Raw genomic sequence first — 24186 nt, 5'->3', positions numbered from 1 at the left:
CGGTGGCGCCCCGGTCCCTGACCTACGCCTGCGTGGGCGCCACCGAACCGGCCTCGGCCACCTGGACCGCTCGACCGCCCGGTCTCCTGCGGCACGAGTCCACGGTCGTCGTCGGGCACGGGCCGGCCGCCTGGGACGACGCCGTCAACCGGGTGCTGCGCTGGGGCGTGAAGACCGCGAGCGGGTTCGTCGTCGAGCCGGCCGGCCCCGTCGCGGAGGGCGACGAGTGCCGCGTGACCTTCCCCCTCGGCCCGGTCTGGGTCGTCGAGCCCGTGCGCGTCGTCGCCGTCTGCCGCGAGCCGGACCGCGTCGGCTTCGCGTACGGGACGCTGGCCGGCCATCCGGTGTCGGGCGAGGAGGCGTTCGTCGTGTCCCGCGACCCGTCCGGCACCGTGCGGCTGACCCTGCGCTCGCTGACCCGGCCGGCGCCGAGCCCGTGGGCGCTCGCCTTCCCGGTCCTGCTCGTGGTCCAGCGCGTGGTCCGGCGGCGCTACCGACGGGCGCTGGTCCGCCGCTTCGACTAGGTCAGGCGCGCGCGTCGAGCTGACCGGCGAACCAGTTCCCGAGCTCACGGGCCTGCTGCAGGGCCGGACCGGGCACAGGGACCAGCTGGAGCAGCGCGCTCGACGACGCGGCCTGACCGACGGCGCCCGGCGCCCAGGCCACTAGCGCGAGGCAGGCGAGCCAGCAGAAGATCGCGGTCCCGACCCCGGAGAACAACGCCCCGAGGATCCCGCGCCGCGACGCCAGCGCCCCGGCAACGGAGGACACGACGAGCACGAGGGCGATCAGGTCCACGAGGCCGAAGCCGGACACGGCGTTCACGAGCGGTTCCCGAGGGGCGTGGAGAGCGTCATGGTTCGAGAGTGCCTGCTCCACCTGAAGCAGACCTCAAGGACGGACCCCGGCCCCACCCCGATCGGCGCAGCCCCAGAACGCCAACCACTTCGTGGCCCTTCGACGAGCTCAGGGAGCGTCAGCTCGGATGCTCCCTGAGCCTGTCGAAGGGCCTCGTCAGAGGTCGGCGTTCTCGACCCCGGCAACGCAGAAGGGCCACGAGGCGATCGGCAGGACGCCGACCACCCCGTAGCCCTTCGGCAGCTCAGGGAGCGCTGAGCGCTACGCGCCCGCACCCTCCTGCGCCACACCGGCGACGGCGGTGGGGTCGCCGACCTGGTACTTGTCGTACGCCTGCTTGGCCGCAGCGCGGTCGTACTGGCCCTCGCGGCCCAAGCTCTCCAGCGTCGCGACGACGATCGACTCGGCGTCCACCTCGAAGAAGCGCCGGGCGGCCGCACGCGTGTCGGCGAACCCGAAGCCGTCGGTGCCCAGCGACGTCCACGGCTGGTAGACGTACGGCGCGATCTGGTCCTGGACAGCGCGCATGTAGTCGCTCACCGCCACGACGGAGCCCTCGGCGCCGTGCAGCACCTGGGTCACGTGCGGGTAGCGCTGGTCCTCGCCCGGGTGGTTGAGGTTCCACGTCGCCGTCTCCACGGCGTCACGGCGCAGCTCGTTCCACGAGGTCACCGACCACACGTCGGCGGCCACACCCCACTCGTCGGCGAGCATCGTCTGCGCCCGCAGCGCCGCGGCCATCGCGACGCCGGAGGCCAGCAGCTGCGCGCGCGGCTTGCCCTGCGGGTCGATCGGCGCGGTCTTGAAGCGGTAGAGCCCGCGCAGCAGGGCGTCGACGTCGAGCCCCTCCGGCGCGCCCGGCTGCTCGACCGGCTCGTTGTAGACGGTGAGGTAGTAGATGAGGTTCTCGCCGTCCGGGTGCTCCGGGTCCTCATGGCCGTACATCCGGCGCAGGCCGTCCTTGACGATGTGCCCGATCTCGAAGGCGAACGCGGGGTCGTAGTGCACGACCGCCGGGTTGGTGCTCGCGAGCAGCGGGGAGTGCCCGTCGGCGTGCTGCAGGCCCTCGCCGGTGAGCGTGGTGCGGCCCGCGGTGGCCCCGATGAGGAAGCCGCGCGACATCTGGTCGGCCATCGCCCAGATCGAGTCACCGGTCCGCTGGAACCCGAACATCGAGTAGAAGATGTACATCGGGATCATCGGCTCGCCGTGCATCGAGTACGCCGACCCGGCCGCGATCGCCGAGCCCATGGCGCCGGCCTCGCTGATGCCCTCGTGGAGCAGCTGCCCGTTCTTGGCCTCCTTGTAGGAGAGCAGCAGCTTGCGGTCGACCGACTCGTACGTCTGCCCGTGCGGGTTGTAGAGCTTGGCCGTCGGGAACATCGAGTCCATGCCGAACGTGCGGAACTCGTCCGGCGCGATCGGCACCAGGCGCTGGCCGATCTCCTTGTCGCGCATGAGGTCGCGCAGCAGCCGGACGAAGGCCTGCGTGGTGGCGACCTTGGCCCCGCCCGCCGGCTCCATCAGCGGCGCGTAGATCTCGTCGCCGGGGAGCTTGACGATCGTCGGGTTGACCCGGCGCTCGGGGATGTAGCCGCCGAGCGCGCGACGACGCTCCTGCAGGTACTGGATCTCCTCGTTGTCCTGCCCCGGGTGGTAGTAGGGCGGGTTGTACGGGTCCTCGAGCTGGCTGTCGGGGATGTCGAGGTAGAGCCGGTCGCGGAAGGCCTTGAGGTCCTTCGTCGTCAGCTTCTTCATCTGGTGGGTGGCGTTCTTGCCCTCGAGGGCGTCGATCGTCCAGCCCTTGACGGTCTGCGCGAGGATCACGGTCGGCTGCCCGACGTGCTCGGAGGCCGCCTTGAACGCCGCGTACACCTTGCGGTAGTCGTGGCCGCCGCGCGAGAGCCGCTTGATCTGCTCGTCGCTGAAGCCCGCGACCATCTTGGACAGCCGCGGGTCGCCGCCGAAGAAGTTCTGGCGGATGTAGGCGCCGTCCTCGACCAGGTAGGTCTGGTACTGCCCGTCCGGGGTCGTGTTCATCTTGTTGACCAGCGCGCCGGACGCGTCGGCGGCCAGCAGCGGGTCCCAGTCACGGCCCCAGAGGACCTTGATCACGTGCCAGCCGGCGCCGAGGAAGTAGGACTCGAGCTCCTGCACGACCTTGCCGTTGCCGGTCACCGGCCCGTCGAGCTGCTGCAGGTTGCAGTTGATGACGTAGGTCAGGTTGTCCAGGCCCTCGCGTGCGGCGACGCGGATGGCGCCGAGCGACTCGGGCTCGCCCATCTCGCCGTCGCCCATGAACGCCCAGACGTGCTGGTCGGAGGTGTCCTTGATCCCGCGGTTGGCCATGTAGCGGTTGAACCGCGCCTGGTAGATCGAGTTGATGCCCGTGAGGCCCATGGAGACCGTCGGGAACTCCCAGAACTCCGGCATCAGGCGAGGGTGCGGGTAGGACGACAGGCCGCGGCCCGGCCCGCGCGAGACCTCCTGGCGGAAGCCGTCGAGCTGGTCGGCGCTCAGCCGGCCCTCGAGGAAGGCGCGGGCGTAGATGCCGGGGGAGGCGTGGCCCTGGATGAAGATGTGGTCGCCGCCGCCGGGGTGGTCCTTGCCGCGGAAGAAGTGGTTGAAGCCGACCTCGTAGAGGCTCGCAGCGCTCTGGTAGGTCGCGATGTGGCCGCCGACCTCGAGGCCCTTGCGGTTGGCCTTGCTGACCATGATCGCGGCGTTCCAGCGCAGGTACGCCCGCAGCCGGCGCTCGATGTGCTCCTCGCCGGGGAACCAGGGCTCCGCCTCCGGCGGGATCGTGTTGACGTAGTCGCTGCTGCGAAGGGCCGGCAGGCCGACCTGGCGCTCACGCGCCCGGGCCAGCAGCTGCAGCATGACGAAGCGGGCGCGGTGCTTGCCCTTCTCGTCGAGGAGGTCGTCGAGCGACTCCAGCCAGTCCTGCGTCTCCTCGGGGTCGATGTCGGGGACCTGGTTGACCAGGCCCTCCGCCGTCAGGGTCGGCCGGGGGCCGCCGCCGGTGATCGCGCCGGTCGTGCTGGTCTGGCCGGTCTGGCTCGCCATCGATGCTCCTCGTTCCCGGGCGGCGCGGCGCGGGTGGTGCCTCGCGCGCCCTCGTGTGCGTCCCCCCATCCTGTCACCGCTCACCGACAGCTCCTACGCGCGGGATGAGCGGGTGCGACGCGCGCGGGTTCGCTCGTCCCCTTCCTGGTGGGGCGCGGCTGTGAAATGCTCACCCCCACGACGGCGAAGCTGTCCGTACGAGACGTGGTCCACCTCGGTGGGCCGGACGAGAGGAGAGTGGCGTGACCACGGCGGCAGGTGCCTCCGGCGACAGCCAGGTGGCCAGCAAGCTGGGTCTCACCGCTGGCCAGGTCGTCCAGGAGATCGGGTGGGACGACGACGTCGACGAGGACCTCCGCCTCGCGGTCGAGGACGCCGTCGGCGGCGAGCTGGTCGAGGAGGCCGTCGAGGCCGTCGACGTCGTGCTGCTCTGGTGGCGCGAGGAGGACGGCGACCTGGTCGACGGGCTCGTCGACTCCCTGACCGACCTCGCGGACACCGGCCACATCTGGCTCATGACGCCCAAGGTCGGCCGTGACGGCTACGTCGACGCCAGCGACCTGTCCGAGGCCGCGATCACCGCCGGGCTCGCGCAGACCGTCAGCGCCACCGTGTCCACCGACTGGGCCGCCACCAAGCTCGTACGCCCCCGCGGCACGCGTCGGTGACGTCGCCCGCCCCGAGCGCCTCGCCGCAGGTGGGGGAGCGGGCGCCCGGACTGCGCGCCCGGACCCAGCACGGCGAGACGGTCACGCTCGACGACCTGCTCTCCGGCACCGACCACGCCCGCGTGCTGCTGGTCTTCTACCCCTGGGCCTTCTCCGGCATCTGCACCGGTGAGCTCGGCGCCCTGCGGGCCGGCCACGCCGAGCTGGCCGAGGCCGGCGTACGGGTGGTGGCGGTGTCCTGCGACGCGATGTTCACCCTGCGCGCCTTCGCCGAGGCCGAGGACCTGCCCTTCGAGCTGCTCAGCGACCACTGGCCGCACGGGGAGATCGCCCGGGCCTACGGGGTCTTCGACGAGGAGGCCGGCTGCGCGCTGCGCGGGTCGTTCCTGATCGACGGCTCCGGGACGACCACCTGGAGCGTCGTGAACGGCATCGGCGAGGCCCGCGACATCGTCGAGCACGTGCGGACCGCCTCCGCGCGCTGACGCTCCTCGTCAAGCGGCTCGACGAGTCCGTCGAGGGGCGGCCTTCGACAGGCTCAGGCATCGTGGACGGGCCGGCGGCATCGAGACCAGCAAGAGTGTCCCGACCACGATCCCTGAGCTTGTCGAAGGGCCACGTCCGGCAGGCTCAGGCGCCGTGGACGGGCTCGAGACCGGTGCTTAGTCTGGCTTCATGCCCCTCGAAGGTGAGTACGAGCCGAGCCCGGAGAAGTGGGTCCGCGACCAGGTCGCGACCTACGAGGCGACCGACGGTCGCGAGGCGAGCACGCTGGGTGACACCGGGATGCCGGTCGTCATCTTCACCACCCGCGGCCGCCGCTCGGGCAAGCTCCGCAAGATGGCGCTGATGAAGGTGGAGCACGACGGGGCGTACGCGCTGGTCGCCTCCAAGGGCGGCGCGCCGGAGCACCCCGTCTGGTACCACAACCTCGTCGCCGACCCCGACGCGATCATGGTCCAGGACGGGGCCGAGCGCTGGGACGCCCGCGTGCGCGAGCTGTCCGGCGGCGAGCGCCAGGAGTGGTGGGACCGCGCGGTCGCGGCCTACCCGCCGTACGCGGAGTACCAGACCAAGACCGACCGGCTCATCCCGGTGCTGCTGGCGGAGCGCCGCTGAACCCCGGGCAGGATTCGGGCGCGCTCAGCACCGCCGGCGCAGCTCGCGCTGGTCGAGGATCTCCACCCCGCCACGACCGAGGCGGACGACGCCGTCCTGCTCGAGGCGTCGCAGCGCCGCGTTGACCGTCGGGCGGGCCGCGCCCGCCAGCCCGGCGAGGTCCTCCTGCGTGAGCGGGACGCGGACCGACACCTCGTCGGTGCCGTAGAGCCGGCCCACCTCGTGCAGGCGGCGGGCGACCCGGCGCGGTGCCGGCAGGTGGTGGGCCTCGGCCACGCGGTGGCTCAGCCGGTCGATCCGACGAGCCATCAGCTGCATGACGAAGTCGTCGACCTCGGGCGTGCTGCGCCGGATGCGGTCGAACGCGGGGCGGCGCAGCACAAGGGCCTCCACCGCGTCGAGGGCGATGACGTCCGCCGTCCGCTCGTGGTCGCGGTTCAGGAGGCCGACCTCGCCGACGATGTCGCCCGCCCCCAGGACCGCGAGCGTGACCTGGCTCCCCGACGGCAGGAGCAGGCGGACGACGGCATGCCCCTGGGTGACGACGAGCAGGGCGGTGGCGTCCTCGCCGTCGCGCACCAGCAGCTCCCCGGGGTCCCAGCTGCGCCGGACGGCGGCGGCCAGCACCGCGTCCCGCCCGGGGACGGGGAGCCGGGCCAGGAAGCCGCCCGGGCCGGTTCCGGGAGCGGTCGTGGCGGGCACCGGGTCAGCATCGCAGCGCCAGGGCCGGTCCCGGGTGCCGGTCGGTCCCGCGCACCGGCAGCGGCACCCCCAGGCCGCTGCCGGTGGCCCCCCGGGACCCCGACGGACCACGCGTTGACCCAACCCCGCCCGCGTCGTCCGGCGGGCCGTCCTCGGACCCGCAGGAGAAGAGTCGCGTGGCCCGCCGTGCCCGTCTGTCGTCTCGGCGACACAAGGGCGGCGGCGGGGCCGTCGGGGCACGCGCGGAGAATGAGGGCGTGCACACCGCCGCCACACCCGCCGGGTCCTGAGGGTCCCGTGACGGGCACGACGTGCGCCTGCGGACGGGTGGCCGTTGCCGGGGACCGGTTCTGCGCCCGCTGCGGACGGACGTTGGACGCCGCACCCGCGGAGCCGGCCGCCGGGCCGGTCGACGAACCGGTCGACGCCGACGGTCCCGACGCCCTGGTCGAGCTCCTGCGGGGGTTCGTGGGCCGTCAGGTGGCGGACCGGATCACGCTCGAGGGCGGGCGTCCCGCGGAGGAGCGCCGGCTCGTGACCGCCGTCTTCGCGGACCTGTCCGGCTTCACCGCACTGGCCGGTCGGCTCGACGCCGAGGACCTCCAGGGCGTGGTCGACCCCGTCCTGGCCGGGCTCGCCCGGGTCGTCGGCCGTTACGACGGCCACGTGGAGAAGTTCGCCGGCGACGCCCTGCTGGCCCTGTTCGGCGCCCCCGTGGCCCACGAGGACGACGCGGCGCGGGCGCTCCACGCCTCCCTCGACATGCAGGCGGAGCTGTCCGGGCTGACCGGCCTCGTCCCCGACGGGTCGGCGGCCCCGCTGCGGCTCCACGTCGGGGTGAGCACCGGGCCGGTGGTGGCCCGGACCGTCGGGTGGACGGCTCGCATGGACTACGCGGTCCTGGGGGAGTCCGTCGTCCTCGCACAGCGTCTGCAGACGCTCGCGCCCGCGGGCCAGGTCTACGTCGGTGCCTCGACGCGGGCGCTCGTCGGCGAGGAGTTCGTGTTCGCCGACCTCGGCGAGCTCAGCGTCAGGGGCCGGACGACCCCGGTCCCGGCCTTCCGGCTCCTCGGGCGGGGAACCGCGAGCGGCGCCGAGGGTGGTCCGCTGGTGGGCCGCGAGACCGAGCAGGCGGTGCTCGCCGACCGCCTGGACCGGGCCCGCGCCGGCGAGGGCGTGGTGGTGCGGGTGAGCGGGCCGCCGGGCTCCGGGAAGTCACGGCTGCTGGCCGAGGTGGGCCGGGCGGCGCGCGTCGTCGACGTCGCCGTGGTCGAGCTCCTCGGTGCGGTCCACGCGCAGAGCCCCTACCGCTGCCTGGTCCCGCTGGTCGCGACCGCGCTGCAGCACCGCTACCCGCGCGCCGAGGACGGGCTGGCCGCGCTGGCGGCCGACGACCACGCGCCGGTCGACCCGCAGCTCACCGCGGTCCTGGTCGGGCGCGGGGGCGCCGACGACGCGCTGCACCCGCGCTCGCCCGACCTGGTGCGCCGGCAGCTGGGGACCGCGGTCCGGGCCTGGCTGGTCGACCTGGCGGCGCGGGGCCCGGTCATGCTGCTGGCCGACGGGCTGCAGAGCTTCGACACGGCCTCGGCGGAGGTGCTGGGGCAGCTGGTCGACGACCCCGTACCCGGGGTGCTGCTCTGCCTCGGGACGCGGGACGCGCAGGAGGGCGGGTCACGCGAGGTGACCACCCTGCGGCTGGCCGGGCTCGGTGGGTCGGACGTCCGCGAGCTCGTCACCGCCGAGCTCGGCCCGGTCCCGGACGACCGGCTCGTGGCCCACGTCGCCGACCGCGGCCAGGGCAACCCGCTGATGGTCCGCGAGACCGTCCGCCAGCTCCGGCTCGAGGGCCTGCTCGAGGAGCGGCACGGCTTCGTCCGGCTGGTCGCCGACGCGCACTCGGTGCCGGCCACGCTCGAGGGGCTGCTCGCGGCCCGGCTCGACGCCCTGCCGCCGGCGGCCGCCCGGGTGGCGACGGTGGCCGCGGTGATCGGTCTCACCGTCCCGGCGGCCCTGCTGCGCCAGGTGACCGGCCTCTCCGTCGACGACTGCGCGGCTCAGGTCGCCGCCCTGCGCGCGGCCGACGTCCTACGGGCGGGACCGGTGGACGGGGCCTCCGGCATCGTCACCTCGTGGCGCTTCGAGAACGCCCTCGTGCGTGACCTGCTCGTCGCCCGGCTCACGGCGCGACGCCGCCAGCGGGTCCACGCGCGGGTCGCGGACGCCCTCGCCGCGGTCGAGGAGCCGTCGGAGGAGGTGGTGGCCCTGCTGGCGGAGCACCTCTACCTCGCCGGCGACCTGGCCGGCGCCCTGCCGTGGCTGCGGCGGGCGGCCGGGCACGCCCGCCGCCTCCTCGCCCAGGACTCAGCCGTGCTGGCGCTCAGCCGGGCGGTGGAGGCCGCCCGTACGGTCGCGCCCGAGGAGCTCGCCGAGCTCGCGACCGATCTGGCCGACGTCTGGGCCGAGCGCGGCGAGCACGCCCGCGCGCGCGAGCTCTACGGCGAGGCGCGCCGGCGCGGCGGCGACGCGCGGCCCTGGGCGGGCGAGGCCTCCGTGCTGCGCCGCGAGGGCCGCTACGCGGACGCGCTCGCCCTGCTCGACGAGGCGGACGCGGCCGCGCCCGGCGGTGACGTCCGGCTGCTCGCGAACGAGCGGAGCTGGGCGCTCTCGGTCTCGGGCGACCTGGAGGGTGCGGTGCGGACGCTGCACGTCGGCCTGGACGCGGGCGACCCGGGCGACGGCGTGGCCGGGCTGCTCCTCCTGCAGCTGGTGCGGGCCGAGACCCTGCTGGGCGAGCTGGCGGCCGCCCGTGAGCACGCCGCGCGGGCGATCGACGACCTCGAGCGCGCCGGCGACCGGGCCGGGCTGTGCACCGCGTTCCGCCTGCTCGGCTCGCTCCAGCAGACCTCCGGGGAGCTCGACGCCGCGGAGGAGACCCTGACCGAAGGTCTCCGGCTCGCCACCCAGGCCGGGTTGATGGAGGAGATGGGCGGGTGCCGGCTCAACCTCGGGCTCGTGCACGCGGACCGCGGGGACCACCGCGCCGCAGAGGACGCCTACCGGCTCGCGGGTGTCGTCTTCGAGCAGGCAGGCATCGAGGCCGGCCGCGCGATGGCGTACGGCAACCAGGCCTGCGAGCTCTTCCTGATGGGCGAGCACGACCGCTCCCGCACGCTGGCCGTGCGGGCGCTCGCTCTCGCCGAGCAGGTCGGCAACCAGCTGACGGCTGCCGACGTGCACCACACGCTCGGTCTCGTGGCCGAGGCCACGGGCGACCGGGCGACCGCGTTCCGCGAGGCGGAGGCGGCGGTCGCCGGCTTCGAGCGGGCCGGCCTGGCTGTCGCCGCCGGGCCCAGCCGGGCGCTCGCAGAGCGCTGCGCCTCCTGAACCCGGCCTCCACGACCTGTGACGTGCTGCCTCAGTGGTAGGAGACCGAGCAGGTGACGGGTACGAGCTCGCCCACGACCTCGTAGGGGTCGCTGCTTGCGGCGTTGGCGCGGTGGTTGACGTCAGAGACATCGATGCGGTGCGACTGCTGGGTCGACACGGAGAAGCTCAGCACCTTCACCCCGCCGTCCGCGGCCGTGAAGGTGACGGGCTCGCGGAGGTCGAAGGTGCAGTCGGGCCGGTCGACCGCGCGGAGCAGAACCGTCCCTCGGTAGGCCGTGTCGAGGCGGCCGTCGCGGCGGACGGCGCGCACCAGCACCGGCGTCGGGGCGGCGATGTGCACGGTTGCCGGCACGTCGACGCGGAGGCTGGTCGTGGGCTTGCGCACCACGCGCAGGGCCACCTGCGACGGCTTCCGCTGGCCGCTGGCGTCGGACACCGACACCGGGAGCACGTAGCGACCGACGGACTTGGGCGCCTGCACGTCGAACACCCGCAGCGTCACCGACTGCCCGGGCCGGCAGGTCAGGTGGGTGACGACGGCGATCTGCGCCTTCGCGGTGTTCAGGACCGTGACGGTCGGCGGGCCGGAGGTGCCGCGGCAGTCGTCCGGGCCGAGCTCGCCGAACTGCTCGTTCGGCCGGACGACGACGCTGCCCGCGAGCGTGGGGTCGTCGAGGCCGAGGGTGTAGCCGACTCGCAGGGGTGAGCGCCAGGCCGGGCGCGGCAGCGTGAGGACGACCGTGCCGTCGGTCAGTGGACCGCCCGCGTCGAAGCGGAGCAACAGGTTGTTGCCGGTGCTCCCGGCCACCACGTCGGCGACGGCGTCGGTCTCGAGGTCGTAGCCGGAGACGCCGAGCCGGTCCGGCACGCTGGGCACGGGCAGGGTCGGAGGGTCGTCGGCCGAGGCCGGCGTCGACGGACCCGCGGCGGCGATCAGCAGGCTGAGCAGCACGGCCAGCACCACCGCCACCAGGCGTCGGTGGAGCGCGGGGGAGGGGTGCGTCGTGGTGCTGAGGGCTCGCGTCATCGGGGTGTCCTTGCTCGGGGGTCATCCGAACCATGACAGAAACCCTCAGGCCGGGGAAGCCCGATGACGCGGTGGGAGCAGAGGGGCTCGAACCCCCGACCCCCTGCTTGTAAGGCAGGTGCTCTGACCAGCTGAGCTATGCTCCCGCGTCCCCGGCGGCCGGCCATGCTGATCGGCCGCGTTCGGGGTCCGCCATTCTCGCACCGAACGGCGGGCGACCCGAGGACCCGGGACGAACCAGGGTCGAGATGACGCCCAGCGGCCCTAGCCTTGAGCGCGTGACCACCGACGAGGTCGTCGTGCTGCGCGAGACGCTCACCGCCCACCGGGCGATGCTCGAGGGCGCGCTGCACGGCAACGACCGGCTCGACATCGACCGTGCCTTCGCCGCCCACGCCGGCCTGGCCCGGATCCTTGCCCACTGGGACGAGTACACCGCCCGCCAGCAGCGCGCCGTGGTCGAGACGGTCCACTACGTCGTGATGAGCGACGACGACCAGCACGACCTCACCGCGGCCGACGGGTTCGCCGACGACCTCGCCCGCGTCCGCGCGCTGCAGGAGTCGCTCGGCTACGCCTGACCCGGCGCAGGCGGGACGGGCGGCCACCGGGTCGTACGCTGACGCGCCATGAGCACCACCCTCGGCGCGCGGACCGCGCTCGGCGTCCTGACCGGGGCGATCGGGCTCGTGGCGATGCTGCGGCTGGTCGCGGGCGCCTTCACCGGCGGCATGTCGGGCTTCGCGCTCGGCGTGACGCTCGTGGCGATGGTGCCGTGGGTCGCGTACGTGACCTGGCGGGCCCGGCGCAGCCGGCTCACCCCCCGGCGCGCGCTGATCGCCCTGGGCCTCGACGTGCTCGCCCTCGCGCTGGTCTTCGTCCTCGTCTTCGGTCCGGTGCTGGCCCTCGCGCTGTCCTTCGCGGCCTTCGTGCTGCTGTGGATCGGCGACCGGCCCGTGCGCGAGCGTCCGCTCGGCGAGACCTGGGTCCGGGTCGAGGAGCTCCGCCGGCCCGACCCCGAAGCGTCGGACGAGCCGGACGAGCCGGACGACCCGAGCGGGCGTCGCTCCGGTTAGGCCTCCAGGCGCAGGGCGAGCGCCGCGGCGCCGAGGAGCCCCGCGTTCTCGAGCACGGCGGGTCTGACCTCGAGGTCGGTGACGTAGGGGAGCACGGCGAAGTCGGGCAGGTGCCGCCGCAGCGGCCCGAGGACGACCTCTCCGGCCTTCGACACCCCGCCGCCGAGGACGAACGTCGTCACGTCGAGCTCCGTCGCCGTCGTGGCGATCCCGGCCGCCAGCGCACGCATGCCCTCGTCGATCACGGCGAGGGCCACCGGGTCGCCGGCACGGGCGTCGGCGGTCAGCGCCCTGGCGTCGGTGCCACCGGTCCAGCCGCGCTGCTGCGCGGCGGCGACCATGGCCGGTCCGCGGGCGTACATCTCCACGCACCCGTGGCCGCCGCACACGCAGCGTGCGCCCCAGGCGTTCACGCTGATGTGGCCGAGGTGCACGGCGTTGCCCGTCGTCCCACCGAAGAGCCGGTCGTCGAGCACCGCGCCGGCCCCGACGCCGGTCGAGAGGACCATCCCGACCATCGAGGCCACGTCGCGCCCCGCGCCCAGCCAGTGCTCGCCGAGGGTGAAGCAGTGGCCGTCGTTGGCCAGCCCGACGACGACCGGGCGGTCCGTCTCCGCTGCGATAGCGGCGTGCACGCGCTCGACCAGCGGGAAGCCGCGCCACGCGCCGATGTTCACCGGTGAGACGGTGCCGGCGGGCGCGTCCAACGGCCCGGCCGAGGAGATCCCGACCCGCAGCGGCCCCTCGGCGGCCGAGAGGCGACGGACGAGGGCGGCCACCGCGTCGAGCAGCGGAGCCACCACCCGCTCGGGGTCCGCCTCGGCCGGGGTCGGGCGCAGCTCCTCGGCGAGCACCGTGCCGGTGTCGTCCACGAGGGCCAGCGCCATCTTGGTGCCGCCGACGTCGACGGCCAGGACCACCTCGGGCGCAGCCTCGGGCACGCGTGCTCCCCTCGTACGCGCGGAGCCGATCTGCATCCGCACAGGGTCACCTAGACTCGCACGTCGTGGCTGGTACCGACTTCTCCGTGGCGATCCCCGAGCTCGAGCGCGCCCTCTCCTCGATCGAGGCCGTCCTCGACCCCGAGGCCAAGCGGCGCGAGATCGCCGGGCTCGAGGAGCAGGTCGCCGCACCCGACCTCTGGGACGACGTCGAGCACGCGCAGCAGGTGACCTCCCGGCTCTCGCGCCTCCAGGCCGACGTCGACCGGCTCACCAGCCTGCGCTCGCGCCTGGACGACCTGTCCGTGCTCGTCGAGCTCGGCCAGGAGGAGGGCGACGACGCCAGCATGGTCGAGGCCGAGGCGGAGCTGGCCGGTCTGCGCAAGACGATCGACGCCCTCGAGGTCCGCACGCTGCTGGCGGGGGAGTACGACGAGCGCGACGCGCTCGTGACGATCCGCTCCGAAGCCGGCGGCGTCGACGCGGCCGACTTCGCCGAGATGCTCCAGCGGATGTACCTGCGCTGGGCCGAGCGGCACAAGTACGGCATCGAGGTCTTCGACACGTCCTACGCCGAGGAGGCGGGGATCAAGTCGACGACCTTCGAGGTCCGGGCCCCGTACGCCTACGGCACGCTCTCGGTGGAGCAGGGCACCCACCGCCTCGTGCGCATCTCGCCCTTCGACAACCAGGGCCGGCGCCAGACGTCCTTCGCCGGTGTCGAGGTGCTGCCGGTCACCGAGTCGACCGACCACATCGACATCCCCGAGGCCGACCTGCGCGTCGACGTCTTCCGCTCCTCGGGCCCGGGCGGCCAGAGCGTCAACACGACCGACTCCGCCGTCCGGCTCACCCACCTGCCGACCGGCATCGTCGTCTCCTGCCAGAACGAGAAGTCCCAGCTGCAGAACAAGGCGGCCGCGCTGCGCGTGCTGCAGTCCCGGCTGCTGGAGAAGGCGCGCCACGACCGCGAGGCGGAGATGAACGCGCTCAAGGGCGACGGGGGCAACAGCTGGGGCTCGCAGATGCGGTCCTACGTCCTGCACCCCTACCAGATGGTCAAGGACCTCCGGACCGACTTCGAGGTCTCCTCGCCCGACGCGGTCTTCGACGGCGACATCGACGGGTTCATCGACTCGGGCATCCGCTGGCGCATGCGCGACCACGTCGAGGCCTGAGCCCCGCTCGACCGGGGCGGCCCGGCGCGCCCGGGTCCGAGGTGAGGGGGGCGAGCGCCGCGCTCACCTACAGTGGACGCGGCCGTCTGGCCCAGCGTGAGGCTGGGACGGAGCTTCCTACCCGGCCGGGACCAAGCCAGTGATCCGTTTCGAGAGCGTCTCCAAGACCTACGACGGCCAGCGCCGTGCAGCGCTGGACCGCGTCAACGTCGACATCGACAAGGGTGAGTTCGTCTTCCTCGTCGGCGCCTCGGGCTCGGGCAAGTCGACCTTCCTGCGGCTCATCCTGCGCGAGCAGCGCGCCACGCGCGGCAAGGTCTTCGTGGCCGGCCGCGACCTCGGCAAGCTGCACAGCTGGAAGATCCCGGCGATGCGCCGCCAGATCGGCACCGTGTTCCAGGACTTCCGGCTGCTGCCGAACAAGACGGTCACCGACAACGTCGCCTTCGCCCTCCAGGTGATCGGCAAGCCGCAGTCCACCATCAAGCGGGTCGTCCCCGAGGTCCTCGAGCTCGTCGGGCTCGACGGCAAGGGCGGACGCCTGCCCGAGGAGCTGTCCGGCGGGGAGCAGCAGCGCGTGGCGATCGCCCGCGCGTTCGTCAACCGCCCGATGATCCTCATCGCCGACGAGCCGACCGGAAACCTGGACCCGGCCACCAGCATCGGCATCATGAAGCTGCTCGACCGCATCAACCGCGCGGACACGACCGTGCTGATGGCGACGCACGACTCGACGATCGTCGACCAGATGCGCAAGCGGGTCATCGAGCTCGACGACGGCGAGGTCGTGCGCGACCAGAGCCGTGGCGTGTACGGGTACCAGTGAGCACCCAGAAGGACAGCTGATGCGTTTCCGTCACATCTTCTCCGAGACCGGCGCCGGTCTGCGCCAGAACCTGACGATGACCCTCGCGGTCATCATGACCATGTGGGTCTCGCTGTCCCTGTTCGGCGCGGGCCTGCTGGCCAGCCAGCAGGTCGACCTCATGAAGGGCCGCTGGTACGACAAGATCGAGATCTCGATCTTCCTGTGCACCGCCGACGTCCAGGGCGACAACTGCGACCCCGGCACCGACGCGACCGACGCCCAGAAGCAGGTCATCCAGCAGACGCTGCTGTCCAACCCCGAGGTCGCGGCCGACGGCGTCTACTTCGAGACCAAGCAGATGGCGTACGACGAGTTCCAGCGGGCGTACGCGGGCAGCCCCATCCGCGACTCGCTGACGGTCGACCAGATGCAGGAGTCCTTCCGGGTCAAGCTCAAGAACCCGGAGGAGTACCAGGGCGTCGTCAGCTCGGTGCAGGGGCTGCGCGGGGTGCAGAAGGTCCAGGACCTCCGCCAGTACCTCGACCCCTTCTTCAACGCCCTGAACTTCGTGCAGTGGGGGACGATCATCGCCTCCGCGCTGCTGCTCGTCGCCGCGGCCCTGCAGATCGGCAACACCATCAGGCTGGCCACGTTCGCCCGACGGCGGGAGATCGGCATCATGCGCCTGGTCGGCGCGAGCAACCTCTACATCACGCTGCCGTTCCTGCTCGAGGCCGTCTTCTCGGCCCTCGTCGGGGCCGCGCTGGCCTGCGGGACCCTCGCCGCCGGCGTCTACTTCATCGTCATGCAGCGCGCCGAGCCGGCCATCCGCTCGATCCCCTGGATCGGCTGGAGCCAGACCGGCCTGGCCATGCTCGGCGTCGCCCTCGTGGGCCTGGTCCTGGCGATCATCCCGACGCTCGTCACGACGCGGAAGTACCTGCGCGTCTGACGTCCGTACGCTGTCCCGCCGGCTCGACCTCGAGCCGCTGATCCAGGCCCACCGCTCCTCGAGCGGTGGGCCTGGTCGTCTCCGCCGTCCTCGCCTCCCTGGCTTCGGACTCCTGAACCCGGCCCCGGTTCCGCCCGCTCGACCACTGGTCACTTCCGGGCCGTTCCGAGCGCCCAGACCGCCCACTGCTGACCACTGGTCGGTTCCGGGTCCGGCAGGGCGGCTTGGCGCCCACTGCTGACCGGTGGTCCAACGACCTCGCACCAGGGCGCTGGTGCTCCGACGGCTTCTCGGGGCCTCTCGGGGCCTCTTCGGACTGCAGGGTCTTGACACCTCAGGCGCCTCTGTGCTGCCTCGACCGTGCTGCTGAAGTCTCGATGAAGCCTTCACCTTCAGTCACGCCTGGGACGGCTGTGACTCGCGTGCCAGGGGTTGCGACCCCGGTCTGACGTCTGCGTAACATCCGGGCCGCCGGTCACCCCGACCGACACACCGGGATTCTCCCCAGAATCTCGATCTCAAGTCGAGAGTCAGAGCCGGACCGCCGCGAACGGTCCTGCAGCAGCCCTCGGCGGACCCCCGAATTGGGAGACAGCTGTGCCGGACCTTCCCCGCGTCACCGACGCTCCGGACGCTGACGACCGCACCGGTCAGCGTCAGCCCCACCCGCTCCATCCGCTCCGCCGCGCCCTGGCCACGCCTCGCCGCGTACCCGCCGCCCTCATGACCGGTGCGCTGGTCGTCGCCCTCAGTGCCGGCCTGCTGGTCTCGTCGGCCCAGGCCGACGACCTGACCGACCGCCGGGCCGAGCTCAAGCAGCAGATCAGCCGGACCAAGGCCGACCTCAGCGAGTCGAGCGCGGCGCTGAGCAGCGCCGGCGTCCGGCTCGACGAGGCGGAGAGCCGGCTGGCCTCCGCCCAGGCCGCGCTGGCCAGCGCGCAGTCCGCGCTGGACGCCGCGCGGGTCGAGGACGCCCGGCTGGCCAAGAAGCTGAAGCAGGCGCAGACCGACCTCGCCAAGGCCAAGGCCGCGGTCCTCGAGTGCCAGGAGCGGCTCGACGCCAAGAAGAAGATGGTCGGGGTGATGGTGCGCAGCGCCTACCAGCAGCAGACCAACCTGATGCCCATCGCGGTGATCACCGACGCGAGCACCGCCGACCTGGCGACCCGCATGCAGTGGTCGACGACGATGTTCGACACCACGCAGGCCAAGATCGACGACCTGCTGGCGCTCGAGGCGCAGCTCAAGGCCAAGCGGGCCGAGATGGCCAAGGCCGAGAAGAAGGTCGCCGACGACCGCGCCGAGGCAGCCGACTCCCTAGCCCGCACCCGCACGCTCGAGGCCCAGGCCCGCTCGGCCCAGGCCGCCGTGGCCGGCGAGGTGTCGGCCCGCCAGGCAGCCCAGCAGGTCGCGGCCAAGGACGTCGCGAACGACAAGGCCCAGTACGCCAAGCTGACCGCCGAGCGGTCGTCGGTGGAGAACCGCATCGCGGCGCGCATCGCCAAGGAGAAGGCGGCGGCCCGGGCCGCCGAGAAGGCGGCGGCCGCCCGGCGCGCCGCGGAGCAGGCCAAGGAGGCGCGTCAGGCCGCCAGCGCGGCCAAGGCGGCCAAGTCGGCCAAGCGGTCCTCGTCGGCGTCCCGCTCGACCCGGTCGGCGACCCCGCGGCCCGCCGCCCCCCGCCCCTCGGTGGGCAGCAGCTCCTCGTCCGGTGCCCACCACGGCTTCATCTACCCGGTCTCGGCGCCCATCACGTCGCCCTACGGGATGCGGCTCCACCCCGTGCTGCACGTGTGGAAGCTGCACGACGGCACCGACTTCGGCGCCGGGTGCGGGACGGCCATGCACGCCGCGTACGACGGCGTGGTGTCGGAGAAGTACTACAACGCCGGCTACGGCAACCGGCTGATGATCGACCACGGCCGGGTCGACGGGAAGTACGTGACCACCGGCTACAACCACGCCATCCGCTACACCGTCGGGGTGGGTGACCGGGTGCGCAAGGGCCAGGTCATCGGCTACGTCGGAACGACGGGCTACTCCACGGGCTGCCACCTCCACCTCATGGTGTGGCTGAACGGCTCGATGGTGAACCCGATGAGCTGGTACTGACCAGCCCCACGAGCTGAGCCGGACTCGCAACCCGGCCCAGGAAACACCTCCCGGTGCTGCACGCCGGGGTCGGACCGCAGGGGAAGCGGGTCCGGCCCCGGCGTGTACGGGTTCCGGGGGCGGGGGAGGGGCGGCCGACCGCCCCGGGACCCCTGCGGTGCGTCCGCCTACGATGGCCACGGCGCCGCCTCCGAGCGGTCGCCGCCGCCGGGTGCCGTAGCCCCCGGCACGCCGGACCCAGGTGCCCGCGCGGTCACCCCGCCGCCCTGGACGTCCACGACCACCGAGGAGCACCCATGCTGACCGTGCATGCGTACGCAGCCCCGAGCGCCACCGAGCCGCTCGCCCCGACCACGATCGAGCGCCGCGACGTCGGCCCGACCGAGATCCTGATCGACATCAAGTTCGCCGGCATCTGCCACTCCGACATCCACACCGCCCGCGGCGAGTGGGGCGACGCCGGCTGGCCGATCGTCGTCGGCCACGAGATCGCCGGCGTCGTCGCCGAGGTCGGGTCGGACGTCAGCAAGCACAAGGTCGGCGACCGCGTCGGCGTCGGCTGCCTCGTCGACTCCTGCCGCGAGTGCGACAGCTGCAAGCAGGGCCTGGAGCAGTACTGCCTCAACGGCAACATCGGCACCTACGGCGGCATCGGCCGCGACGGCAAGCCGACCGCCGGCGGCTACTCGACCCACATCGTGGTCGAGGAGGACTTCGCGCTGCGCATCCCCGAGGGCATCGAGCTCGACGAGGCGGCCCCGCTGCTCTGCGCCGGCATCACCCTCTACTCCCCGCTGAACCACTGGGACGCGGGCCCCGGCAAGAAGGTCGCCATCATCGGCCTCGGCGGGCTCGGCCACATGGGCGTCAAGATCGCCCACGCGATGGGCGCCGAGGTCACGGTGCTCAGCCAGTCGCTCAAGAAGCAGGAGGACGGGCTCCGCCTCGGGGCCGACCACTACTACGCGACGAGCGACCCCGCCACGTTCGAGCAGCTGAAGGGGTCCTTCGACCTCATCGTCAACACCGTCTCGGCGAACCTCGACCTGGACGCGTACATGAGCCTGCTGCGCGTCGACGGCACCCTCGTCGAGGTCGGCGCCCCCGAGCACCCGATGTCGGTCAAGGCCTTCTCGCTGCTCCCGGGCCGCCGCAGCCTCGCCGGCTCGAGCATCGGCGGGATCCCCGAGACCCAGGAGATGCTCGACTTCTGCGCCGAGCACGGCCTGGGCGCCGAGATCGAGGTCATCAGCGCCGACAAGATCAACGAGGCCTGGGACCGGGTCGTCGCCAGCGACGTCCGCTACCGCTTCGTCATCGACACCGCCACGCTGGGCTGATCGCGCCGGTCCCGCCTCCGTCCACGGAGGCGGGACCCCGGGCGACCCCGCGAGCAGGGAGAATGGGTCTCATGCCGAAGGAGAAGGGTCGCAGCGTCGTCGCGTCGAACAAGAAGGCGCGGCACGACTACACCATCCACGACACGTGGGAGGCGGGCCTCGTCCTGAGCGGGACCGAGGTCAAGTCCCTGCGGGCCGGCCACGCCAACCTGACCGACGCGTACGCCACGCTGGACGACGGCGAGGTGTGGCTGCGGGGCGCGAACATCCCCGAGTACAGCCACGGCACCTGGACCAACCACACCGCGCGGCGCACCCGCAAGCTGCTGCTCAACCGCCGCGAGATCGACAAGATCGCCCGCGAGCTCGGCTCCACGGGCGCGGCGACGCTCATCCCGCTGTCGCTCTACTTCAACGACGGCTACGCCAAGGTCGAGCTGGCGCTCGGCACCGGCAAGCGGGAGTACGACAAGCGCCACGCCCTCGCCGAGCGCGAGGGGCGCCGCGAGGCCGAGCGGGCCCTGGCCGCCCGCAACCGGAGGAATCGGTGAGCTCCCGGGCGAGGGCGGCGCTCCTGCCGGCCCCGCTCGGTCGCGCCGGGCGGCTGCTGGCCGCGCTGCTCCTCGCCTGCGGCGTGGTCCTGACCACGCTCGCGCTGGGCGCTCGGCCCGCGTACGCCGCCACGAGCGACCTGGTGCGGTCGCTGGACGTCGCCTACACGGTCAACCCGAGCGGCGTGCTGAGCGTCAAGGAGACGTGGGTCTGGCAGTTCGGCAGTGAGTCCGGCCGCCACGGCATCAAGCGGACCCTCGTCGTCCGCGAGCCCTGGTCGGAGAACGGCAAGGACACCGACCAGGACGCCGTCTACACGCTCAGCAACATCAGGGTCTCCAGCCCTGACGGGGTCAACACCGACGTCAGCCAGGAGGACGACTCTTCTCAGAAGGGTCGTCTGGTCGAGACGACTCTGACGATCGGCAGCTCGAGCGAGACGGTCTCAGCCCCCACCGCGACCTACGTCATCACGTACGACGTGCAGGGCGCGCTGCGCAGCTCGCCCGGCGCGAATCCTCCGTACGACGAGCTGTACTGGGACGTCACGGGCACAGGGAACCCAGCGTTCGAGCGGGTGGCCGTCACGGCCGACGTTCCTGACGGCCCGTACGAGGACGCGCTCACCTGCTACGCCGGGCCGGTCGGTTCCAAGGACCCCTGCACCCAGACGCCGAGGGTCCAGGGCGACGTCGGTGTGTTTCAGACGAACGACCTCGCCGCACGGTCGAACATGACGATCGGCGTCAAGATCGAGCCGGGCCAGGTCGCCGTCGTCACCCCTGACCTGCAACCGCGCGCCGACGCCCGGACGCCGGCTGAGAACGCGGCGCTCGTGGGTGCGGGGGTCGCGGTCGGCGGGGCGGCGATCGCCAGCCCGTTGCTCGGTGCCGCCTACTACCGGCGCAACGGGCGAGACCAGCGCTTTGCCGGTATGCCGCCCGGCACGTTCCCGGTCGGTGACCAGCAGGTCGCCACGGAGCTGAGCGACCCGGACATGCAGATCCCCGTGGCCTTCGTGCCCCCGAAGATCCCGGTCGCCGAGGCCGGGATGCTCGTCGACGGCCAGATCGACACCAAGGAGACCGCGGCGACGCTGGTCGACCTCGCGGTCCGGGGTGGGCTGCGGATCATCAGCGAGAGCAAGGACGACGTCCGCGTCGAGCTGCGGGACCCCAACGTCGCCACGGCGCCGCACGAGATGCGGCTCCTCAACGGGGTCTTCCGCGGCGACCCGCCCGGCACGGTCGTCGACCTCAGCTCGCAGGGCAGCATGCTGCGGGCGCACCAGGACATGGACGCCGCCGTGCGCCAGCAGGTCGCCGCGCGCGGCTGGTTCACCAAGGTGCCCGGCAAGAAGACGACGACGAGCCTCGGCTTCGCCGTCGTCGCGCTCTCGATCTTCGGGATCGTTCACGCCGGGCTGTGGGCGCTGCTCCTCGCCGTGGCGCTGCTGCCGGTGGTCATCACGGTCGCGGTGGTCAAGCACAAGATGCGTCGCGGGCAGCGCACGCCCGAGGGCCGCGCCTGGACCGACCAGGTCGAGGGCTTCGAGAAGTACCTGGCCACGGCCGAGGCCGACCAGCTGCGCTTCGAGGAGGGCGAGGACATCTTCTCGCGCTACCTGCCCTGGGCCATCGTGTTCGGGCTCGCCGACCGCTGGGCCAAGGTGTGCGGCGACCTGGTGGCCATGGGCCGCATCCCGGACACCACGCCGTACTGGTACTACGGCAACCTCAACCTCGCCTCCTTCAACACAGGCTTCCTGACGGGCGCGCTGAGCTCGGCGGCCACGCCGGTGCCGAGCGCGAGCTCGGGAAGCAGCGGCACCGGCTTCGGTGGCGGCAGCTCCTTCGGCGGAGGCGGTTTCTCCGGTGGTGGCGGCGGCGGCGGAGGTAGCAGCAGCTGGTGAGCCTCAGCCTGTCGGGCTGAGCCTCCGCGCCAGGTGCGAGCCGGTCGGGCCGAGCGCCCGCCGGGCCACCTCGACCGGGGTGCCGGCGTCGACGACCCGGCCGCCCGCGTCTCCGCCCCCGGGCCCGAGGTCGACGAGCCAGTCGGCCGCGAGGGCCACGGCCGCGTCGTGCTCGACGACCACGACGGTGCTGCCGCCGTCGACCAGGCCCTGCAGCAGCCGCAGCAGCCGCTCGGTGTCGGCCGGGTGCAGCCCGGTCGTCGGCTCGTCGAGGACGTAGAGCGTGCCGGCCAGCCGTGAGCGCTGCAGCTCGGTGGCGAGCTTGATGCGCTGCGCCTCGCCCCCGGAGAGCTCGGTCGCCGGCTGGCCGAGGCGCAGATAGCCGAGACCCACGTCGCGCAGCGCGGTCAGCCCCCGCACGGCGGCCGGGATGTCGGCCAGCGCCTCCACCGCCTGATCGACGTCGAGGTCGAGCACGTCGGCGATGCTCAGGCCGCCGCGGGTGACCTCGAGGGTCTCCGCGGCGTAGCGCGAGCCGTGGCAGGTGGGGCAGCGTGAGTAGGAGCCGGGCAGGAAGAGCATCCGCACGGCGACGAACCCCTCGCCCTTGCAGGTCGGGCAGCGTCCCGCGGCCACGTTGAAGGAGAAGCGGCTGGCGCTCCAGCGCCGGGCCTTCGCCTCGGGCGTGCGGGCGTACGCGGACCGGACGGCGTCGAACAGCCCGGTGTAGGTGGCGAGGTTCGAGCGCGGCGTCCGGCCGATCGGGCGCTGGTCGACGACCACGAGCCGGGTCACCTGCTCGAGGCCGTACGCCCGCCGGACCTCGGGCCGCGGCTCGACGTCGTCGGCGGCCGTGTCGTCCGCCTCGCCCGCGGTCGTGTCCTCGGTGTCCTCGTCCGGCTCCTCACCGTCCTCCTCGGGCTCGTCGGGCAGCCCGAGGTGGTCGCGGACGGCTCCGGTCAGGACCCTGACCAGGCTCGTCTTGCCGGCGCCCGAGACGCCGGTGACGACGGTCAGCGTGCCGAGGGGGAGCGCGACGTCGAGGTCGTGCAGGTTGTGGGCGCTCACGCCCTCGAGCCGCAGCCACTCCTGCGGCGCCCGCGGCGAGGCGTTGACCACCGGCCGGTAGGCCGGGTCGAGGTAGGGCCTGGTCGCCGAGGCCTCGACCGCCGCCAGGCCGTCGACCGGCCCGCTGTGCAGCACGAGGCCGCCGCCGGAGCCGGCCCCGGGACCGACGTCGACCAGCCAGTCGGCCTGCCGCACGAGGTCGAGGTCGTGCTCCACGAGCAGGACGGTGTTGCCCGCGTCGCGCAGGCCGAGCAGCACCTCCTGCAGGGCCTCGGTGTCGGCCGGGTGCAGGCCGGCGGAGGGTTCGTCGAGGACGTAGACGACGCCGAAGAGCCCGGAGCGCAGCTGCGTGGCGAGGCGCAGCCGCTGGAGCTCGCCGGACGACAGCGTCGGCAGCGCCCGGTCGAGCGCGAGGTAGCCCAGGCCCAGGTCGACCACGAGCGCCGTACGCCCGAGCAGCTCGCCCAGCAGCGTGCCGGCGGCGCTGTCGGGGTCGTGCGCACCCACCGCCTCCTCGAGGACGGCGGTCAGGCGCTCGACGGGCAGGGCGGTCAACGAGGCGATGTCGTGGCCGGCGAAGGTGACGGCGAGGGCCTCCGGCCGCAGGCGGCGGCCGCCGCAGACCGGGCAGGGGCTGGCGTCGAGGTAGCCGCGCAGGCGCCGGCGGATGGGGGCCGACCTCGTGGTCGCGAAGGTCGTGAGCACGTACTCGCGCACACCCGTCCAACGGCCCTGGTAGGGCCGCTGGATCCGACCGGCCTCGCGCTCGAAGTTCACGGTGACGACGGGGTGCTCGTCGGTGAAGAGGATCCAGTCGCGGTCGGCCCGGTCGAGCTCGCGCCACGGCCGGTCGACGTCGTAGCCCAGCACCCGGAGGATGTCGCGGAAGTTCTTGCCGAGCCACGCGCCCGGCCAGGCGGCGACCGCGCCGTCGCGGATGCTCAGCGAGGGGTCGGGCACGACGGAGGACTCGCTCACGGCGTAGACCTGGCCGACGCCGTGGCAGTGCGGGCACGCGCCGGCCGGGGTGTTGGCCGAGAAGGCGTCGGAGTCGAGGCGCTCGGCGCCGTCGGGGTAGTCCCCGACACGGGAGAAGAGCATCCGCAGCGTGTTCGACAGCGTGGTCAGGGTGCCGACCGACGACCGGGACCCGACCCCGCCGCGCTGCTGCTGCAGGGCGACGGCCGGCGGCAGACCGGTCACCGAGGCGACACGGGGGACCCCGGCCTGCTGGATCAGCCGGCGGGCGTACGGCGCCACCGACTCCAGGTAGCGGCGCTGGGACTCCGCGAAGATCGTCGCGAACGCGAGCGAGGACTTGCCCGACCCGGAGATGCCGGTGAAGGCGACGACCGCGTCGCGCGGCAGCGAGACGTCGACGTCGCGGAGGTTGTGCTCGCGGGCGCCGCGGACCTCGACG

General features: G+C 73.1%; 20 protein-coding genes and 1 tRNA gene. 14 read left to right on the top strand and 7 right to left on the bottom strand.

The window, feature by feature from the left end:
* The first annotated feature begins 2 nt into the window (after window positions 1-2).
* Window positions 3-524, top strand: coding sequence for a DUF1990 family protein (locus BLU42_RS09800; protein ID WP_091074273.1), 522 nt, complete (start codon window positions 3-5; stop codon window positions 522-524).
* Window position 525: 1 nt separating this feature from the next.
* Here the strand turns inward: BLU42_RS09800 and BLU42_RS09795 are convergent, their stop codons facing one another.
* Together BLU42_RS09795 and aceE are read right to left on the bottom strand one after the other, a co-directional pair.
* The gene (locus tag BLU42_RS09795) at window positions 526-825 is read right to left on the bottom strand and encodes a hypothetical protein (RefSeq protein ID WP_091074272.1); all 300 of its coding nucleotides are present in this window, start codon (window positions 823-825) and stop codon (window positions 526-528) included.
* A gap of 294 nt (window positions 826-1119) precedes the next feature.
* A complete protein-coding gene (gene aceE / locus BLU42_RS09790; protein WP_091074271.1) occupies window positions 1120-3924 on the bottom strand; it encodes a pyruvate dehydrogenase (acetyl-transferring), homodimeric type in 2805 nt (934 codons plus the stop codon).
* 242 nt (window positions 3925-4166) lie between these two features.
* Between aceE and BLU42_RS09785 the strand changes: the two genes are divergently transcribed.
* From BLU42_RS09785 to BLU42_RS09775, 3 genes are all read left to right on the top strand, one after another.
* The gene (locus BLU42_RS09785) at window positions 4167-4592 is read left to right on the top strand and encodes a DUF3052 domain-containing protein (protein WP_091074270.1); all 426 of its coding nucleotides are present in this window, start codon (window positions 4167-4169) and stop codon (window positions 4590-4592) included.
* Window positions 4589-5077, top strand: a complete 489-nt coding sequence (locus BLU42_RS09780; protein WP_091074269.1) for a peroxiredoxin — start codon at window positions 4589-4591, stop codon at window positions 5075-5077. Before BLU42_RS09785 ends, BLU42_RS09780 begins: the two co-directional genes overlap by 4 nt.
* Before the next feature lie 190 nt (window positions 5078-5267).
* Window positions 5268-5711 (top strand): nitroreductase family deazaflavin-dependent oxidoreductase, encoded by a 444-nt coding sequence (locus BLU42_RS09775; protein ID WP_091074268.1) that lies wholly within the window; start codon window positions 5268-5270, stop codon window positions 5709-5711.
* Between the two features lie 24 nt (window positions 5712-5735).
* On the opposite strand, the gene BLU42_RS20860 is transcribed toward BLU42_RS09775, so the two are convergent.
* Complete coding sequence (locus BLU42_RS20860; protein WP_172825778.1) at window positions 5736-6413, bottom strand: Crp/Fnr family transcriptional regulator; 678 nt, start codon at window positions 6411-6413, stop codon at window positions 5736-5738.
* Window positions 6414-6785: 372 nt separating this feature from the next.
* Here BLU42_RS20860 and BLU42_RS09765 point away from each other — a divergent pair, with 372 nt between their 5' ends.
* Complete coding sequence (locus BLU42_RS09765; protein WP_172825777.1) at window positions 6786-9800, top strand: adenylate/guanylate cyclase domain-containing protein; 3015 nt, start codon at window positions 6786-6788, stop codon at window positions 9798-9800.
* A gap of 31 nt (window positions 9801-9831) precedes the next feature.
* Here the strand turns inward: BLU42_RS09765 and BLU42_RS09760 are convergent, their stop codons facing one another.
* Both BLU42_RS09760 and BLU42_RS09755 read right to left on the bottom strand, forming a co-directional pair.
* Window positions 9832-10830: a hypothetical protein gene (locus tag BLU42_RS09760; protein ID WP_091074266.1), complete on the bottom strand. Its 999-nt coding sequence runs from the start codon at window positions 10828-10830 to the stop codon at window positions 9832-9834.
* A 72-nt stretch (window positions 10831-10902) separates the two neighbouring features.
* A tRNA-Val gene (locus BLU42_RS09755) sits at window positions 10903-10976 on the bottom strand.
* 132 nt (window positions 10977-11108) lie between these two features.
* On the opposite strand from BLU42_RS09755, the gene BLU42_RS09750 reads away from it, so the two are divergent.
* Both BLU42_RS09750 and BLU42_RS09745 read left to right on the top strand, forming a co-directional pair.
* Window positions 11109-11411 (top strand): hypothetical protein, encoded by a 303-nt coding sequence (locus BLU42_RS09750; RefSeq protein ID WP_091074265.1) that lies wholly within the window; start codon window positions 11109-11111, stop codon window positions 11409-11411.
* A gap of 48 nt (window positions 11412-11459) precedes the next feature.
* A complete protein-coding gene (locus BLU42_RS09745; RefSeq protein WP_091074264.1) occupies window positions 11460-11906 on the top strand; it encodes a hypothetical protein in 447 nt (148 codons plus the stop codon).
* Here BLU42_RS09745 and BLU42_RS09740 read toward each other — a convergent pair.
* Window positions 11903-12847, bottom strand: coding sequence for an ROK family protein (locus BLU42_RS09740; protein WP_231918540.1), 945 nt, complete (start codon window positions 12845-12847; stop codon window positions 11903-11905). The two genes, BLU42_RS09745 and BLU42_RS09740, sit on opposite strands and share 4 nt — an antisense overlap.
* A gap of 65 nt (window positions 12848-12912) precedes the next feature.
* Between BLU42_RS09740 and prfB the strand changes: the two genes are divergently transcribed.
* From prfB to BLU42_RS09705, 7 genes are all read left to right on the top strand, one after another.
* Window positions 12913-14025 (top strand): peptide chain release factor 2, encoded by a 1113-nt coding sequence (gene prfB, locus BLU42_RS09735; RefSeq protein WP_091074263.1) that lies wholly within the window; start codon window positions 12913-12915, stop codon window positions 14023-14025.
* A gap of 139 nt (window positions 14026-14164) precedes the next feature.
* Window positions 14165-14851 carry a cell division ATP-binding protein FtsE gene (gene ftsE, locus BLU42_RS09730; protein ID WP_091074262.1) on the top strand — a complete coding sequence of 229 codons (687 nt, stop codon included), beginning with the start codon at window positions 14165-14167 and terminating at the stop codon, window positions 14849-14851.
* A gap of 19 nt (window positions 14852-14870) precedes the next feature.
* Window positions 14871-15785 carry a permease-like cell division protein FtsX gene (gene ftsX, locus BLU42_RS09725; protein ID WP_091074261.1) on the top strand — a complete coding sequence of 305 codons (915 nt, stop codon included), beginning with the start codon at window positions 14871-14873 and terminating at the stop codon, window positions 15783-15785.
* A gap of 723 nt (window positions 15786-16508) precedes the next feature.
* Entirely contained in the window at window positions 16509-17894 is a 1386-nt protein-coding gene (locus tag BLU42_RS09720) for a M23 family metallopeptidase (RefSeq protein WP_157719912.1), read from the top strand.
* Between the two features lie 296 nt (window positions 17895-18190).
* Window positions 18191-19234, top strand: coding sequence for an NAD(P)-dependent alcohol dehydrogenase (locus BLU42_RS09715; protein ID WP_091074259.1), 1044 nt, complete (start codon window positions 18191-18193; stop codon window positions 19232-19234).
* A gap of 71 nt (window positions 19235-19305) precedes the next feature.
* Window positions 19306-19785, top strand: a complete 480-nt coding sequence (smpB, locus tag BLU42_RS09710) for an SsrA-binding protein SmpB (protein ID WP_091080053.1) — start codon at window positions 19306-19308, stop codon at window positions 19783-19785.
* Window positions 19782-21698, top strand: a complete 1917-nt coding sequence (locus BLU42_RS09705) for a DUF2207 domain-containing protein (RefSeq protein ID WP_091074258.1) — start codon at window positions 19782-19784, stop codon at window positions 21696-21698. The genes smpB and BLU42_RS09705 overlap by 4 nt, the downstream gene beginning before the upstream one ends.
* 3 nt (window positions 21699-21701) lie before the next feature.
* On the opposite strand, the gene BLU42_RS09700 is transcribed toward BLU42_RS09705, so the two are convergent.
* Complete coding sequence (locus tag BLU42_RS09700; protein ID WP_231918539.1) at window positions 21702-24026, bottom strand: excinuclease ABC subunit UvrA; 2325 nt, start codon at window positions 24024-24026, stop codon at window positions 21702-21704.
* Between the last annotated feature and the right edge of the window lie 160 nt (window positions 24027-24186).

Source organism: Microlunatus sagamiharensis, assembly GCF_900105785.1.
Taxonomy (GTDB): domain Bacteria; phylum Actinomycetota; class Actinomycetes; order Propionibacteriales; family Propionibacteriaceae; genus Microlunatus; species Microlunatus sagamiharensis.
The sequence above is the reverse complement of the archived record's forward strand: the minus strand, read 5'-3'. Positions and strand labels throughout refer to the sequence as shown.

Bases quoted from the DNA above. Each gene is read 5' to 3' on its own strand.
- BLU42_RS09720 (WP_157719912.1), top strand. From the start codon at position 16,509: ATGACCGGTGCGCTGGTCGTCGCCCTCAGTGCCGGCCTGCTGGTCTCG.
- BLU42_RS09715 (WP_091074259.1), top strand. From the start codon at position 18,191: ATGCTGACCGTGCATGCGTACGCAGCCCCGAGCGCCACCGAGCCGCTC.
- BLU42_RS09745 (WP_091074264.1), top strand. From the start codon at position 11,460: ATGAGCACCACCCTCGGCGCGCGGACCGCGCTCGGCGTCCTGACCGGG.
- BLU42_RS09760 (WP_091074266.1), bottom strand. From the start codon at position 10,830: ATGACGCGAGCCCTCAGCACCACGACGCACCCCTCCCCCGCGCTCCAC.
- aceE (WP_091074271.1), bottom strand. From the start codon at position 3,924: ATGGCGAGCCAGACCGGCCAGACCAGCACGACCGGCGCGATCACCGGC.
- smpB (WP_091080053.1), top strand. From the start codon at position 19,306: ATGCCGAAGGAGAAGGGTCGCAGCGTCGTCGCGTCGAACAAGAAGGCG.
- BLU42_RS09775 (WP_091074268.1), top strand. From the start codon at position 5,268: ATGCCCCTCGAAGGTGAGTACGAGCCGAGCCCGGAGAAGTGGGTCCGC.
- ftsX (WP_091074261.1), top strand. From the start codon at position 14,871: ATGCGTTTCCGTCACATCTTCTCCGAGACCGGCGCCGGTCTGCGCCAG.